General features: G+C 68.4%; 9 protein-coding genes. 1 reads left to right on the forward strand and 8 read right to left on the reverse strand.

Annotation, left to right across the window (positions count from 1 at the left end):
* Positions 1–122: 122 nt before the first annotated feature.
* The 7 genes from ACZ4VW_RS24025 to ngcE all read right to left on the reverse strand — a co-directional run bounded on the left by ACZ4VW_RS24025 (position 123) and on the right by ngcE (position 8,533).
* Positions 123–1,460 (reverse strand): sugar ABC transporter permease, encoded by a 1,338-nt coding sequence (locus tag ACZ4VW_RS24025; protein WP_467965652.1) that lies wholly within the window; start codon positions 1,458–1,460, stop codon positions 123–125.
* A complete protein-coding gene (locus tag ACZ4VW_RS24030; RefSeq protein ID WP_467965654.1) occupies positions 1,457–2,263 on the reverse strand; it encodes an ATP-binding cassette domain-containing protein in 807 nt (268 codons plus the stop codon). The genes ACZ4VW_RS24025 and ACZ4VW_RS24030 overlap by 4 nt, the downstream gene beginning before the upstream one ends.
* 180 nt (positions 2,264–2,443) lie before the next feature.
* On the reverse strand, positions 2,444–3,544 hold the full coding sequence (locus ACZ4VW_RS24035; protein WP_467965656.1) for a sugar ABC transporter substrate-binding protein: 1,101 nt from the start codon (positions 3,542–3,544) through the stop codon (positions 2,444–2,446).
* 122 nt (positions 3,545–3,666) lie between these two features.
* Entirely contained in the window at positions 3,667–4,890 is a 1,224-nt protein-coding gene (locus ACZ4VW_RS24040) for an ROK family transcriptional regulator (RefSeq protein WP_467965658.1), read from the reverse strand.
* Positions 4,891–5,180: 290 nt separating this feature from the next.
* Complete coding sequence (locus ACZ4VW_RS24045) at positions 5,181–6,104, reverse strand: carbohydrate ABC transporter permease (protein WP_467965660.1); 924 nt, start codon at positions 6,102–6,104, stop codon at positions 5,181–5,183.
* A gap of 11 nt (positions 6,105–6,115) precedes the next feature.
* Positions 6,116–7,039, reverse strand: a complete 924-nt coding sequence (locus tag ACZ4VW_RS24050) for a carbohydrate ABC transporter permease (protein ID WP_467965662.1) — start codon at positions 7,037–7,039, stop codon at positions 6,116–6,118.
* Between the two features lie 48 nt (positions 7,040–7,087).
* Positions 7,088–8,533, reverse strand: coding sequence for an N-acetylglucosamine/diacetylchitobiose ABC transporter substrate-binding protein (ngcE, locus tag ACZ4VW_RS24055; protein ID WP_467965664.1), 1,446 nt, complete (start codon positions 8,531–8,533; stop codon positions 7,088–7,090).
* Positions 8,534–8,925: 392 nt separating this feature from the next.
* On the opposite strand from ngcE, the gene ACZ4VW_RS24060 reads away from it, so the two are divergent.
* On the forward strand, positions 8,926–12,732 hold the full coding sequence (locus ACZ4VW_RS24060; RefSeq protein ID WP_467965666.1) for a GH92 family glycosyl hydrolase: 3,807 nt from the start codon (positions 8,926–8,928) through the stop codon (positions 12,730–12,732).
* A 63-nt stretch (positions 12,733–12,795) separates the two neighbouring features.
* On the opposite strand, the gene acnA is transcribed toward ACZ4VW_RS24060, so the two are convergent.
* Positions 12,796–15,513, reverse strand: a complete 2,718-nt coding sequence (acnA, locus tag ACZ4VW_RS24065; protein WP_467965668.1) for an aconitate hydratase AcnA — start codon at positions 15,511–15,513, stop codon at positions 12,796–12,798.
* Between the last annotated feature and the right edge of the window lie 265 nt (positions 15,514–15,778).

A 15,778-nucleotide genomic window follows, 5' to 3' on the forward strand; every position in this document is an offset into this window, starting at 1 on the left:
GTCGGGCGGCGGGGTGCGGTCACACGTGTGGCCGACACACCGATGAGCGTACGGGCGGTGCACAGGGCCAGACGCAGCAGTGCCCGGCGCCGGTTCTCCGGCGCCGGGCACTGTGGGGTTCGTTACGCGCGACCCGCTGTCTTCTGGGTCCGGCGCGAGACCGAGTCGATCACGACCGCGGCGAGGAGCACCGCGCCGGTGATCATGAACTGGATCTCGTTGGCCATGCCGATCATGTTCAGGCCCTGCTGGATCGACTGGATGACGATCATGCCCAGGAGTGCCGACCAGACCTTGCCGCGGCCGCCGAAGAGGCTGGTGCCGCCGATGACGGCCGCCGCGATGACCAGCATCAGCGTGTTGCCGCTGCCCAGGCTCTTGGTGGCGCCACCGGAGAGGCTGGCCACGAAGAGACCGCCGAAGGCGGCGAGCATGCCGGACAGGCCGAAGACCATGATCCGGATCCGGTCGACGTCGATGCCGGCGCGGCGGGCGGCCTCGGCGTTGCCGCCGACCGCGAAGACCTTGCGGCCGAACAGGGTGCGGCGGGCGACGAAGTCCGCGATCACCAGGACGGCGAGGAAGAGGACCAGGGCGAGCGGCAGGCCGCGGGCGCCCTCGGGCTCGTTCAGGACGTAGGCGACGACGAAGCAGAGGATCGCGACGACGGCGGTGCGCAGCACGATCTCGCCGACCGGGCGGGCCGGCAGCGCCGCGGCCTTGCGGCGCTTGGCGTCCAGGAACAGGGAGCCGGCGTAGGCGAGGACCGCCAGGAGGGCCAGGCCGTAGGCGGCGGCCTTGTCCTCGAAGTAGTACGCGGTGAGGTTCTCCACGATCGAGCCGGTGGGCGCGTTGATCGAGCCCTCCTTGCCCATCAGCCAGATCTGCAGGCCGCTCCAGCCGAGGAAGCCGGCGAGGGTGACCACGAAGGCCGGGACGCCGATCTTGGCGAAGAAGAAGCCGTGGAGCAGGCCGATGACGAGGCCGGAGGCGACGGCGAGGACGACCGAGAGGAGGTCGTTCATGCCGTTGGTGACGCTGAGCACGGCCCAGACGGCGGCGCCGACGCCCGCGACCGAGCCCATCGACAGGTCGATCTCGCCCAGGATGAGGACGAAGACGATGCCGACGGCCATGATGCCGAGGCCGGAGGAGTAGACCGCGATGTTGGCGACGGAGCTCGCGGAGAGGAAGTTGCCGTTCTGGACCTGGAAGACGATCGCGATGACGATCAGGCCGAGGACGACGGGCAGGGAGCCGAGCTCGCCGCCGCGGACCTTGCGGCGGAACTCGGTCCAGTAGCCCATGAAGCCCTCCGCGCGGACCAGCAGACGCGGGTCGACGGCGGGGATCGGGGCGGCGGAGGGCTCCGAGGCGACGGCCTGGGCGGGCACGGCGGCCTCGGGCGCGGCGGTGCCGGTGCTCTCGGGCGTCTCGGGGGTCTTGGCGAGGTCGCTCACTTCGCGTCCTCCTTCGTGGCCGTGGCCGAGGCCGTACGGGCCTGCCGACGGGTCACGGCGTTGTCCGTGGCACCGGTGATGGCGGCGATGATCGTCTCGTGGGTGGTGTCCTTGACGTCGAAGACACCGTTGTTGCGGCCCAGGCGGAGGACCGCGACCTTGTCCGCGACCGCGCGGACGTCGGCCATGTTGTGGCTGATGAGGATGACGCCGTGGCCGCGCTCGCGCAGCCGCTCCACCAGGTCGAGCACCTGTGCGGTCTGCTCGACGCCGAGGGCGGCGGTGGGCTCGTCCAGGATGACGATCTTGGGGTCGCCGATCAGGGCGCGGGCGATGGCCACGACCTGTCGCTGACCGCCGGAGAGCGCCGCGACCGGGATGCGGACCGACGGGATACGGATGGACAGCGTGTCCAGGAGCTCCTTGGCGCGCTTCTCCATCGCGATCTCGTCGAGGACGGACGCGGAGCGCAGCTCGCTGCCGAGGAAGAGGTTGGCGACGACGTCGAGGTTGTCGCAGAGCGCCAGGTCCTGGTAGACGGTGGCGACTCCGAGGTTCTGGGCGTCGTGCGGCTTGGTGATCTGGACGGGGCTGCCGTCCCACTCGATGGTGCCCTCGTCGATCGGGTGAACACCCGAGATCGTCTTGACGAGGGTCGACTTGCCGGCGCCGTTGTCGCCCACCAGGGCGACGACCTCACCGGCGTGGATCTCCAGTTCGACATCGGTGAGCACCTGGACGGCGCCGAACCGCTTGGAGACTCCGCGCAACGCCAGCACGGGCGTAGCGGACACGTGAATCATCTCCTTCGCCGCCTGACCGGCGGGGATGGTGGTGCGAAGAGCACGGAGGGGCTGTGAGAGGAGTCCGGCGCCCCGCCCCCGCTTGCGGGGCGTTGAACGGGGCGGGGGCGCCGGACCGGACCGGGGTGGCCGTTCGGAGGAGGTCAGTGGGTCCGAAGGGCCGTACCGGCAGCGGGGGGGTTACTTGATGCCCGCCGCCTCGCAGGCCGCCTTGTACTCGGCGGTGCAGATGTCGGCGGCCTTGTAGACGCCGTCGGCGATGATCGTGGAGGCGATGTTCTCCTTGGTCACGACCTGCGCGTCGTACAGCTTCGCCGGGATGTCCTTGAACTCACCGGTCAGGCTGGTGACCTTGGTGGGAACCAGGTCGTCGATCTTCTCGCCCTTGAGCAGGCGGACCGCGATCTCGGCGGTGGTCTCGGCCTCCGGCTTGATCTGCTTGTAGATCGTGAAGGACTGGTCGCCCTTCAGGATGCGCTGCAGGCCGGCGAGCTCGGCGTCCTGGCCGCCGACCGGGACCTTGACGCCCTGCTTGGCGAGGGCGGTGATGATGCCGCCGGCCATGCCGTCGTTGGCCGAGTAGACGCCCTGGAAGCCGGTCTTGCCCAGCGAGTCGATGGCGGCACCCATCTTCTTGTTGGCCTCGTCCGGGGACCAGTCCGGGATGTCCTGCTCGTAGACGACCTTCTTGACCTGCGTGTCGAGGACGCTGTGGGCGCCCTTCTTGAACAGCGGGGCGTTCGGGTCGGTCGGCGAGCCGTTGATCATGACAACGTTGGCGTCCTTGGCCTTGTCGCCGAGCGCCTTCACGAGGCCCTCGCCCTGCAGGCGGCCGATCTTCTCGTTGTCGTACGAGACGTACGCGGAGATCGGGCCCTCGGCCAGGCGGTCGTACGCGACGACCTTGACGCCCTTCTTCTCGGCCTGCTGGACCCAGGACTTGGTGGCCTTGTAGTCGACCGAGTCCAGGATGATGACCTTCACGCCCTGCGTGACGAGCGCGTCGAACTGCTTCTTCTGCGTCTCGGTGTCCTGCGCGGCGTTGTTGTACTTGACCTCGCAGTCCGAGCAGAGGGCCTTGATCTTCGCCTCGATGATCGGGCGGTCGAAGGTCTCGTAACGCGTGGTCTTGTTCTCCGGAAGCAGCAGACCGATGGTCTTGCCGTCTCCGCCGTTCCCGCTACCCGAGTCGCTGTCGCCCGCCTTGCCACAGGCGGCGACGGAGAGGGCCATCGAAACGGCGGCCGTGCCTATGACGACGCGACGCGTCAATGCGTTCATGTGGGGTTGCCTCCCTGACGAGGCCGCGACATTGCGGCCGAGGTGGCTGGAAGTCAACTCGGCCGCAACCCCGACGTCAAGGAGTAAATCCTTAACGAGATGACAACGGTGCCATCCGTTATCTAAGTGAAGGCAGGCGTGGCGAGCCGTCCGGCCGTCGGAGCGGCCCCGGGAAGGGCACTCTCCAACAGGGTCGAATCGCCCATTTCACTCAGTGCGAGAGCCAGCGCTCCCAGCACCTCGGCCCTGCCGCCGAGCGCCCCGGGGGCAAGCGACAGCTGGCGGGCGGCGCTGGGGATCGCGTAGCGCGAGACGGAGTCGCGGATCGGCGCGAGGACCAGTTCGCCGGCCTCCGCGAGATCGCCCCCGAGGACCACCCTGCTGGGGTTCAGCAGGTTGCAGAGGTTGGCTACACCGCTGCCGATGTGGCGGCCGACGTCGGCGATCACGCGCCGGCAGCCCGGATCGCCCTCCCGGGCGAGCTGGACGACCCGCTCCATGGTCAGATCGGCCCCGTGACCGGGCTGGAGCAGGGGCAGGACGTACCGGGCGGCGGTGAAGGTCTCCAGGCAGCCGCGGTTGCCGCAGCGGCAGACGGGGCCCGATTCGTCGATCGTGATGTGCCCGATCTCCCCGGCGGTGCCTCCGGGGCCGCGGTAGACCCGTCCGTCGATGACGAGACCCGCGCCGACGCCGCTGGCGACCTTGATGTAGGCCAGGTCCTTGACCCCGCGGCCGGAGCCCCAGACGAGTTCGCCGAGCGCGCCGAGGTTGGCGTCGTTGTCGACGTACACGGGCACGCCGAGCCGGCCCGAGAGCTCGTCGGCCGGGTTGATCCCGCTCCAGCCCGGCAGGATCGAGGTGGAGCCGAGCGTGCCGGAGGAGACGTCGATCGGTCCCGGCACGCCGAGGCCGACGCCGACGACCTTGTCGCGGCCGATGCCGGTGGCCTCGATCAACCGTGTGACCAGGCGTTCCGCCCGGTCGAAGCCCTCGGCGGAGGACGCGTCGACGTCGAGCGGCTCGGACTCCTCGGCGAGGACCTGGTGGGCGAGGTTGCCGACGGCGACCCGCAGGTGCGTGTGACCGAAGTCGACGCCGATGACGACGCCCGCGTCACCGGAGAGCGAGACGCTGCGGGCCCGGCGCCCGCCGGCGGAGGTGGGGGTGACCTCGACGGTCCCGCCGTCCTTCAACTCCCGCACGATGTTGGAGACCGTGGCGGCGGACAGCCCGGTCGCCCGGGCGATCTCCGCCTGGGTGAGCGAGCCCGCCATGCGTACCGCACGGACGACCCGTTCCAGATTGGCCCTGTGCAGAGAGGTCTGCGACCCCGGAGTCTCCATCGACTCATCCACTCCCGCCTGCGGGGGCCGCGGCACTGAGACCCCAGCCTCTTCTCCAACTTGTGAACTCTAAGATGAGCCTTTGGGCCTGTCCCCCGTCAAGAGCTGAGCGGGGAGAGGCTCGGATGAGCCCCCTTCCCTCCCATCCCCCACCCCTTTCCCGCCCATCCCCCTTCCCGCCTCCCGGCCGCCCGCGGGCCGTCCCTCCCCCGCACACGCCGAGGCCCCGGCGGGGATGTCCCGCCGGGGCCTCGGTCCGTGTCGTGGGGGCGTACGCAGGGTGGCTCGCGCTACTTCAGGGCTCCCGCGGTGAGGCCGGACTGGACCTGCCGCTGGAAGATCGTGTAGACGACGAGCACGGGGAGCATGGCGATCATCATGCCCGCCATGAGCGCGCCCCAGTCGTTCTCGTACCCCTGCTGCAGCGCGATCATCGCCAGGCCCTGCGTGAGGACGTACTTGTCCTCCTGCTGGTTGAGCACCATCGGCAGCAGGTACTGGTTCCACTGGCCCAGGAAGTTGAAGATGCCGATGCTGATCAGGCCGGGCTTGGCCATCGGCACCATCACCTGGAAGAACGTCCGGGTGTGCGAGGCGCCGTCGATCATCGCCGCCTCCGCCACCGAGGTCGGCAGCGTGCGGAAGAACGCCGTCATGAAGAAGACGGTGAAGGGCAGCGAGTACGCGATGTAGACCAGGATCAGGCCGTGGTACGTCGCGAGGAGCGAGCTGCCCGGGAAGTCCCGCAGGACGAAGAAGAGCGGGATGACCAGCATGAAGACCGGGAACGACATGCCCGCCACGAACAGGTAGTAGATGAACCTGTTGCCGGGGAAGGTGAAACGGGCCAGGACGTACGCGGCCATGGAGCCGAGCACCATCGTGCCGACGACCGATCCGCCCACCACGATCACGGTGTTCACGAAGTACTGGCCCATGTTCGCGTCGTTCCACGCGTTGGACCAGTTCTCCCAGTGCAGGACGGTCGGCAGCCCCCAGGGGTCGGTCAGGATGCCGTTGCTGTCCTTGAAGGCGCTCCACAGCACCCAGAGCAGCGGGACGCCCACCATGAGCGCCCAGACGATCAGGATGCCGTGCGAGAAGACGTTGAGGACCCCGCCCTCGGAGGTGCGGCCGGTCGTCGGCCCGAGCTTCTTGGTGACGGTGGCCGGCGTCTCGTCCGGCGCCACCTTCTCGATCTCTTCGGTCGTCATCCGCCGTACCCCTAGTACTCGATCCGCTCACGGCGCCCGAAGCGCATCGTGAGCACTGCGAAGGTCATCGTGACAATGAGCATCGCGATGCCCATGGCGGAGGCGTAGCCGAACTGACTGTCACGGAAGGCCGTCAGATAGAGCCTCAGCGGCATGACGTCCGTGGCACCGTCCGGGCCGCCCATGTTCACCGACATGATCTGGACCAGGGCGAAGGCGTCGAGCGCGATGATGCCCATGTACACCCAGCCGGTCTGGACCGTGTCCCACAGCAGCGGCAGGGTGATCTTGAAGAAGGTGTGGAAGCGGTTGGCGCCGTCGAGCAGGGCCGCCTCGTAGATGTCCCGCGGGACGGAGGCCATCGCCGCGGAGAAGAGCACCACGTAGAAGCCGACGTGGCCCCAGACCATGACCGCGCTGATGCACCACAGCGCGAGGCTCTTCTCGCCCAGCCAGGAGTTCTGCAGGCTGTCCAGACCCACCGCGCCGAGCAGCGAGTTCAGCATGCCGTCCTGCGGGTCCGGGTTGTAGATGTTGAACCAGATGACGGCGACGATGGTGATCGAGATGACCTGCGGGAAGAAGAAGACGAACTTGTACAGCTTGGAACCGGCCACACCGGTGACGACTTCGTTCTTCCTGCGCCGGCCGCCGACATTCAGCATGAAGGCGAAGAAGAGGCCGAGGCCGAGGGTGACGACGGGGACCAGCACCAGCATGTAGATGTTGTGGCGCAGGGCGTTCCAGAAGTCGTCGCTGTCCCAGAGCTTCTGGAAGTTGTCCAGGCCGACGAACTCCGCCGTGCCCACGAGCCCGGACCAGTCGGTCATCGAGATCTGGAACGCCTGGACGAACGGCGAGATCACGAAGAGCGCGTAGATGATCAGAGGCAGGGCCAGGAAGCCCACGATGAATCGGTATTTGCCGTGTTGCATGGTGCTCCCCGGCCCTTCCCCTCTTTGTGCGTCGTACGGACCAGCAGGTCAGGCGGTGCGCTTGAACTTGGCGACGGAGCTGTCCTTGGCCACCTTGTCGCATTCCTCCTGGGTCTTCTTGATCCAGTCGGCCGCCTTCAGCTCCCCGGCGAGCAGCTGGCCCGTCAGGCCACCGATCTTCTCGTCCGTGAGCGCCGGGTACCACTCCTGCAGCTGAAGACTGATCAGGTTGGTGCCGGCGTCCTTGAAGACCTTGCTGGCGGAGGCGAGACCGGGCGACAGGGTCATGCCCGCGGTCGCGTCCATGACGCAGGTGAGGGACTTCACCTTGGTCGCGAAGTTCTGCGCGTGCTTCTTGGAGAGCATGATGCGCAGCAGTTCCATGCCGCCGGCCGGGTTCTTGCCCTTGGCCGAGACCAGGTACGGCTCGCTCGGCTCGGCGCGCAGGGTGCCGTGGGGCATCTTGTCGCCGCTGCCGTCGAAGAGGGCGCCGACGGCCATGCCGAAGTCGGCCGGAGTGGTCGGGGCGGCCTCGTTCTCGACCCAGGAGCCGTTCGGGATGAACACGGCCTTGCCCTTGTTCCAGGCGGTCTGCGACTGGATGTGGGTCAGGCCCTGGCTGCCCTCCAGGAAGTACTTCTTGGCGGCGAGCTCCTCGTAGTGCTCGACGACCTGCTTGACCCCGTCGTTCTTGGTCCAGGCGTTGGGCTCGAGGTTGTCGATCGCGATCCAGCCCTCCATACCGCCGATCTTGGCGATCTGCGCGAAGAGGTTGAAGTGCACGTAGTACGGGAACTTGCCCGCGTACGTCCAAGGCGCGATGCCGGCCTTCTTGATCTCGCCGCAGAGCGTGACCATCTCGTCGAGGGTCTTGGGGTACGCCCAGCCCTTGGACTCGAGCAGCTTCTGCGAGTACCAGGTGCCGTAGATCGTGAAGGCGTAGTACAGCACGTCGAACGTGTCGCCGTGCTTGCCCTTCTCGATCGTGCTCGGGTGGATGGTGTCCCGGACCTTCTTGGCCGGGTCGTCCAGGGAGGGGGCGTCGAGCAGCAGGCTCAGGTCCTGCAGCTGGCCCTGGGTGGACAGCTTGTTCATGTCCAGGTGGTCGGCGCCGGAGTTGTCGATGACGTCCGGCGGGTTGCCGCCCGCGAAGCGCGGCGTCAGCTTCGGGCCGACCTGCTGGGTGCCGGTGTGCTTGACCTCGGCGCCGTACGTGGCCTTGAAGTCGGCCTCCGCGTCCTTGGCGTACTGGTCGCCCAGGCCGCCCTTGAAGATGAACGCTTCGAGAGGGGCGCCCTGCTTCACGCCCAGCGGGTTCTTCGCGGTCTTCTCGGCGCCCGCGGCCTTGGTCTCCTTGTCGCTGCCGCCACCACCGGTGGCACAGGCGGACAGGAAGCTCATCGTCGGCACCGTGATCAGACCGAGAGCGGCGGAGCGCTTGATCAGATCGCGGCGGCCGAGGCCTTCGTGGTTGTGCGCGGAGGTGGATCCCATGCTCAAGTCCTCGCCTTCATTCAGGACTCAGGCGGTGTACCGGTCGCCCGTTTTCTGCTCGCCACAGGCGAAGGGCCCCGCCACCGCATTCGTATGCAGCTTGGGTCGTACAGGCGTCATGCCGTCGCGTGAGTGGTACGACGGGCTGGACGCCGACAGGTATAGTCCACTTCCCTTCCACTGAGCAAGATCGAAAGCAGGTTTGAGCGGCAGTCTTTCCCGAGTTGAGACCTCGGGGATGCCCCTGCTGTATCTGTACCGTTTTCTCCCTCGACTTGCCGTCAACACCCTTGACACCGTCGGCCACTTGGCCCCTACTGGGTCTGCGTCCCACAGTTGACAACGTTGTCTAACACCAGTGGCAGGAGCGGCGACACGGCATGAAGCCCAGAATGCGCACCCGATCACGGTCCCGGAACCTCCGCCTCACAGCCGCCGCCCTGGCGGCTTCGTCGGCCTTGGTACTGGGCTCGGTGCCCTCGGTGGCACAGGCACTTCCCGGCCAAACGGACAACTCTTCCCAGGAGTTCACGACCTCCTTCGAAGCTGATGAAATCCCACCCACATGGCGCAATACGGTGGAGGTCGGCGCGGACGGCGCCCTGCGCGCCGCGGGGGTCGACGGCGGCTTCTCCAGCGGCATACCGGGCAATGTCACCGACAAGGTGGTGGAGCTCCGCGCCAGCGGCGAGCACGCGAGCGCGGGAGAGACCAAGGAGAACCTGGTCGACCTCCAGCCCGGCACGAAGTGGCTGGTCTTCGAGCCGACCGCCTGGATCGAATTCGACCTCGACGCGCCGGTCAAGGTGGTGACGTACGCGCTGACTTCCGCGAACGACGCCGCCGAGCGCGACCCCCGCGACTGGACGCTCCAGGGCTCGGCCGACGGCAAGGAGTGGAAGGTCCTCGACACGCGCGCGGGCCAGACCTTCGCCAAGCGCTTCGAGACGAGGACGTACGACGTCACGAACGACACGGCGTACGCCCACTACCGCCTGGAGATCACGAAGAACGGCGGCGCGGGGCTCACCCAGCTGGCGGACGTTCAGTTCTCGAACGGGGACACCTCGGCGCCCGTCCCCGCGGAGATGCGCAGCCATGTCGACCGCGGCCCCGGCGGCTCCCCCACCGCCAAGGCCAACGCCGGGTTCACCGGCAAGCGGGCGCTGCGCTACGCCGGCACGCACAGGGCCGAGGGCCGGGCGTACTCGTACAACAAGGTCTTCGACGTGGATCTGCGGGTCGCCCGGGACACCGAGCTGTCCTACCGGATCTTCCCGTCCCTGCCGGAGACGGACCTGCACTACCCCGCGACACACGCGTCGGTGGACCTGGCCTTCACCGACGGCACCTATCTGAGCGACCTGAGGGCGACCGACTCCCACGGCGGGCTGCTCAGCCCTCAGGGACAGGGCGCGGCCAAGCGGCTCTACGTCAACCAGTGGAACCAGGTGCGCTCCCGGATCGGCGCGGTCGCGGCCGGGAAGACCGTGGACCGGATCCTGGTGGCGTACGACTCCCCCGCGGGCCCGGCGAAGTTCCAGGGCTGGATCGACGACCTCACCCTGCGGACCGAGGCGCCCGAGAAGCGCCTCGACCGGCTTTCCGACTACGCCTCCACGACCCGCGGCACGAACTCCAGCGGTTCGTTCTCGCGCGGCAACACCTTCCCCGCGACCGCCGTGCCGCATGGCTTCAACTTCTGGACGCCGGTGACCAACGCGGCGTCCAAGAGCTGGCTGTACGAGTACGCGCGCGGCAACAACGCGGACAATCTGCCCACGGTGCAGGCCTTCGCCGCCAGCCACGAGCCGAGCCCCTGGATGGGCGACCGGCAGACCTTCCAGGTGATGCCGTCGGCGGCCGCGGGCACGCCCGAGACGGACCGGGGCCGGCGGGCCCTCGCCTTCCGCCACGAGAAGGAGACGGCGAGGCCGCACCTGTACGGCGTGACCTTCGAGAACGGTCTGAAGGCCGAGGTCACGCCGACCGACCACGCGGCCATGATGCGCTTCACCTACCCCGGTGAGGACGCGAGCGTGATCTTCGACAACGTCACCGAGGAGGGCGGACTGACACTCGACCCGGCGACGAGTTCCTTCACCGGCTTCTCCGACGTCAAGAGCGGCCTCTCGACCGGCGCCACCCGGATGTTCGTGTACGGCGTCTTCGACGCGCCGGTCACCGGATCCGCCGCGCAGGGTGTGAAGGGCCATCTCCGCTTCGACGCGGGGGCCGACCGCACGGTGACACTGCGCCTGGCCACCTCGCTGATCTCCGTCGACCAGGCGAAGGCGAACCTCGCCGACGAGATCCCGGAGGGCACCGGCTTCGACGAGGTGCGCGAGCGGGCGCAGCGCGCCTGGGACGAGGTCCTGGGCCGGGTGGAGGTGGAGGGCGCGACCCACGACCAGCTGGTCACCCTCTACTCCAGCCTGTACCGGCTCTACCTCTACCCCAACTCCGGCTTCGAGAAGGTGGGTTCGAAGGAGCGGTACGCCAGCCCGTTCTCACCCATGACGGGCCCGGACACCCCGACCCGTACGGGCGCGAAGATCGTCGACGGCAGGGTGTACGTCAACAACGGCTTCTGGGACACCTACCGCACCACCTGGCCCGCCTACTCCTTCCTCACCCCGAAGAAGGCGGGCGAGCTGGTCGACGGTTTCGTCCAGCAGTACAAGGACGGAGGCTGGATCTCCCGCTGGTCCTCCCCCGGCTACGCCGACCTGATGACCGGCACCTCCTCGGACGTCGCGTTCGCCGACGCGTACGTCAAGGGCGTGGACTTCGACGCCGAGGCGGCGTACGAGGCGGCGCTGAAGAACGCGACGGTCGTACCGCCGAGCCGGGGCGTGGGCCGCAAGGGCATGGAGACCTCGCCGTTCCTCGGCTACGCCTCGACGGAGACCCACGAGGGCCTCTCCTGGTCGCTGGAGGGGTACCTCAACGACTACGGCATCGCGAGGATGGCCGAGGCGCTGCACAAGAAGACCGGCAAGAAGCGGTACCAGGAGGAGGCGGCGTACTTCCTCTCCCGCGCGCAGAAGTACGTCTCGCTCTTCGACGCGAAGGCCGGCTTCTTCCAGGGCCGCGATCTCGCGGGCGGCTGGCGGGTGCCCTCGGAGCGGTACGACCCGCGGATCTGGGGCCACGACTACACCGAGACCAACGGCTGGGGCTACGCCTTCACGGCCCCGCAGGACTCGCGCGGCCTCGCCAACCTCTACGGCGGCCGCACGGGTCTGGCGAAGAAGCTGGACACGTACTTCTCCACGCCGGAGACCGCGAGCCCGGAGTTCGTCGGCTCCTACGGCAGCGTCATCCATGAGATGACCGAGGCGCGGGATGTCCGGATGGGCATGTACGGGCACTCCAACCAGGTCGCCCACCACGTCCCGTACATGTACAACGCGGCGGGGCAGCCGTGGAAGACGCAGGAGAAGGTCCGCGAGGTGCTCTCCCGGCTCTACACCGGCAGTGAGATCGGGCAGGGCTACCACGGCGACGAGGACAACGGCGAGCAGTCGGCCTGGTACCTCTTCTCCGCCCTGGGCTTCTACCCATTGGTGATGGGCAGCGGGGAGTACGCGATCGGCTCGCCGCTCTTCACCAAGGCGACCGTCCGTATGGACAACGGCCGCACGCTGGTCGTCGAGGCGCCCCGGAACAGCGCGCGGAACCTCTACGTCCAGGGGGTCAAGGTCGACGGTGTCCACTGGAACTCCACCGCGCTGCCCCACCGGCTGCTGTCCCAGGGCGGCACGCTGAAGTTCGAGATGGGCCCGCGGCCCTCGGCCTGGGGTACGGGCGCGTCGGCCGGACCGGTCTCGATCACCCGGGACGACAAGGTGCCGTCTCCGCGGTCCGACCTGATCAGCGGGGCGGGGGCGCTGTTCGACGACACCTCGGCGACGTCGGGCGCGGTGACCTCGCTCGCCCTCCCGGTGGCGAAGCCGGCCCGGGCGGTCCAGTACACGCTGACGTCCTCGGCCCGGGACCAGGCGCCCGGCGGCTGGGTCCTGCAGGGCTCGGCGGACGGCACGGTCTGGAAGGACCTGGACCGGCGGACGGGCGAGTCCTTCGGCTGGGACCGGCAGACCCGGGTCTTCACGGTCGCGGCGCCGGGCTCGTACGCGATGTACCGCCTGGTCGCCGCCGCGCCCGGCACGCTGGCGGAGGTGGAACTGCTGGGATAGTCCCGCACGCGGAAGGGCCCGCACCCCGGAGTTCCGGGGTGCGGGCCCTTCCGTTCGCTCCTGCTAGCCGCGGATGAGGTTCCGCAGCACGTACTGCATGATGCCGCCGTTGCGGTAGTAGTCCGCCTCACCGGGGGTGTCGATGCGGACGACCGCGTCGAACTCGACACCGGTGTCGGTGGTGACCTTGACCGTGCGCGGCGTGCGGCCCTCGTTCAGCTCGGTCACGCCGGTGAAGGAGAAGGTCTCCTCGCCGGTGAGGCCGAGGGAGGCCGCCGAGGCGCCCTCCGGGAACTGGAGCGGCAGGACGCCCATGCCGATGAGGTTCGAGCGGTGGATGCGCTCGTACGACTCGGCGATGACGGCCTTGACGCCGAGCAGCGCGGTGCCCTTGGCGGCCCAGTCGCGGGACGAGCCGGAGCCGTACTCCTTGCCCGCCAGGATCGCGAGCGGGACGCCCTGCTCGATGTAGTTGCGCGAGGCGTCGTAGATGAACGACACCGGCCCGTCGGCCTGGGTGAAGTCGCGGGTGTAGCCGCCCTCGGTGCCCGGCGCGATCTGGTTGCGCAGGCGGATGTTGGCGAACGTGCCGCGGATCATGACCTCGTGGTTGCCTCGGCGCGAGCCGTAGGAGTTGAAGTCACGACGCTCCACACCGTGCTCGGTGAGGTACTGGCCGGCCGGGGTGTCGGCCTTGATGGCGCCGGCCGGGGAGATGTGGTCGGTGGTGACCGAGTCGCCCAGCTTGGCCAGGACGCGCGCGCCGACGATGTCGCTGACCGGGGTGGTCTCCATCGTCATGCCCTCGAAGTAAGGGGGCTTGCGGACGTAAGTGGACTCGGCGTCCCACTCGAAGGTGTTGCCGGTCGGGATCGGCAGCGCCTGCCACTGGGCGTCGCCCGCGAAGACGTCCTGGTAGGACTTGTTGAACATGTCCTCGCCGATGGCGTTGGCGACGACGTCGTTGACCTCGGCCTCGGAGGGCCAGATGTCGGCCAGGTAGACCGGCCTGCCCTCGGTGTCGACGCCGAGCGCGTCCTTGGTGATGTCCACCTTCATGGAGCCCGCGAGGGCGTACGCGACGACCAGCGGCGGGGAGGCCAGGTAGTTCATCTTGACGTCGGGGTTGATACGGCCCTCGAAGTTCCGGTTGCCGGAGAGGACCGAGGTGACCGCGAGGTCGTGCTCGTTGACGGCCTTGGAGACCTCCTCCGGCAGCGGGCCGGAGTTGCCGATGCAGGTGGTGCAGCCGTAGCCGACGAGGTTGAAGCCGACCTTGTCGAGGTAGGGGGTCAGTCCCGCCTTGTCGAAGTAGTCCGTGACGACCTTCGAGCCCGGGGCGAGGGTGGTCTTGACCCACGGCTTGCGGGTCAGGCCCTTCTCCACGGCCTTCTTCGCGACGAGCGCGGCGGCGACCATGACGTACGGGTTCGAGGTGTTGGTGCAGGAGGTGATCGCGGCGACGGTGACGGCGCCGTGGTCGATCTCGTAGGTCGAGCCGTCGGGGGCCGTGACGGTGACCGGCTTCGACGGGGCGCCGTTGGGGGTGTTCGCCGGGGCGTCGGAGGCCGGGAAGGACTCCTTGCCCGCCTCGTCCACGTCGTCCACGTAGTTGCGGACGTCCTGGGCGAACTGCTGCGCGGCGTTGGCGAGGACGATGCGGTCCTGCGGACGCTTCGGGCCGGCGATGGAGGGGACGACCGTGGAGAGGTCGAGCTCCAGCTTCTCGGAGAAGTCGGGCTCGGCGGACGGGTCCAGCCAGAGGCCCTGCTCCTTGGCGTACGCCTCGACGAGCGCGACCTGCTGCTCGGAGCGGCCGGTGAGCTTGAGGTAGTTCAGGGTCTCGCCGTCGATCGGGAAGATCGCGGCGGTGGAGCCGAACTCCGGCGACATGTTGCCGATGGTGGCGCGGTTGGCGAGGGAGGTGGCGGCGACGCCCTCACCGTAGAACTCGACGAACTTGCCGACGACGCCGTGCTTGCGCAGCATCTCGGTGATCGTGAGGACGAGGTCGGTGGCGGTGGTGCCGGCCGGGAGCTCGCCGGTCAGCTTGAAGCCGACGACGCGCGGGATGAGCATGGAGACCGGCTGGCCGAGCATGGCGGCCTCGGCCTCGATGCCGCCGACGCCCCAGCCGAGCACACCGAGGCCGTTGACCATGGTGGTGTGGGAGTCGGTGCCGACGAGGGTGTCGGGGTACGCCTGGCCGTTGCGGACCATGACCGTCCGGGCCAGGTGCTCGATGTTCACCTGGTGGACGATGCCGGTGCCCGGGGGGACGACCTTGAAGTCGTCGAAGGCGGTCTGGCCCCAGCGCAGGAACTGGTAGCGCTCCTTGTTGCGGCCGTACTCCAGCTCGACGTTCTGGCCGAAGGCTTCCTTCGTGCCGAACTTGTCGGCGATGACGGAGTGGTCGATGACCAGCTCGGCCGGGGAGAGCGGGTTGACCTTCGCCGGGTCGCCGCCGAGCTCCTTGACGGCCTCGCGCATGGTGGCGAGGTCGACGACACAGGGCACACCGGTGAAGTCCTGCATGATCACGCGGGCCGGCGTGAACTGGATCTCCTGGCTCGGCTGAGCCTGCGAGTCCCAGCCGCCGAGCGCCCGGATGTGGTCGGCGGTGATGTTCGCGCCGTCCTCGGTGCGGAGCAGGTTCTCCAGAAGGACCTTCAGGCTGTAGGGAAGGCGTGCGGAGCCCTCGACCTTGTCCAGCTTGAAGATCTCGTACGACTCGTCGCCCACGCGCAGCGTGCTGCGGGCGTCGAAGCTGTTCGCCGACACGACAGTCTCCTTCATCAATGTGCGCGATTACCGCGCAGCGACAATATGCGGCTGCCGCCGCGTGGTGCCGCCCGACTCCCCGCCGATCCGCTAAGGTACGACTAAGTTAGGTAACCCTTACCGGTGCTTACCGGGTGGGCGGCTGCGGTGCGCCGTAAGCAGTTATCTCGATGTCGAGATAACTCTAGTGCATGCCCGCCTCGGGGTCATGCTCGGCATGCCCCGAGATCGCGCCGACCGGGCGGGGCGCGCCGCCCACGGACCC

Source organism: Streptomyces sp. NPDC029139, from assembly GCF_055564335.1.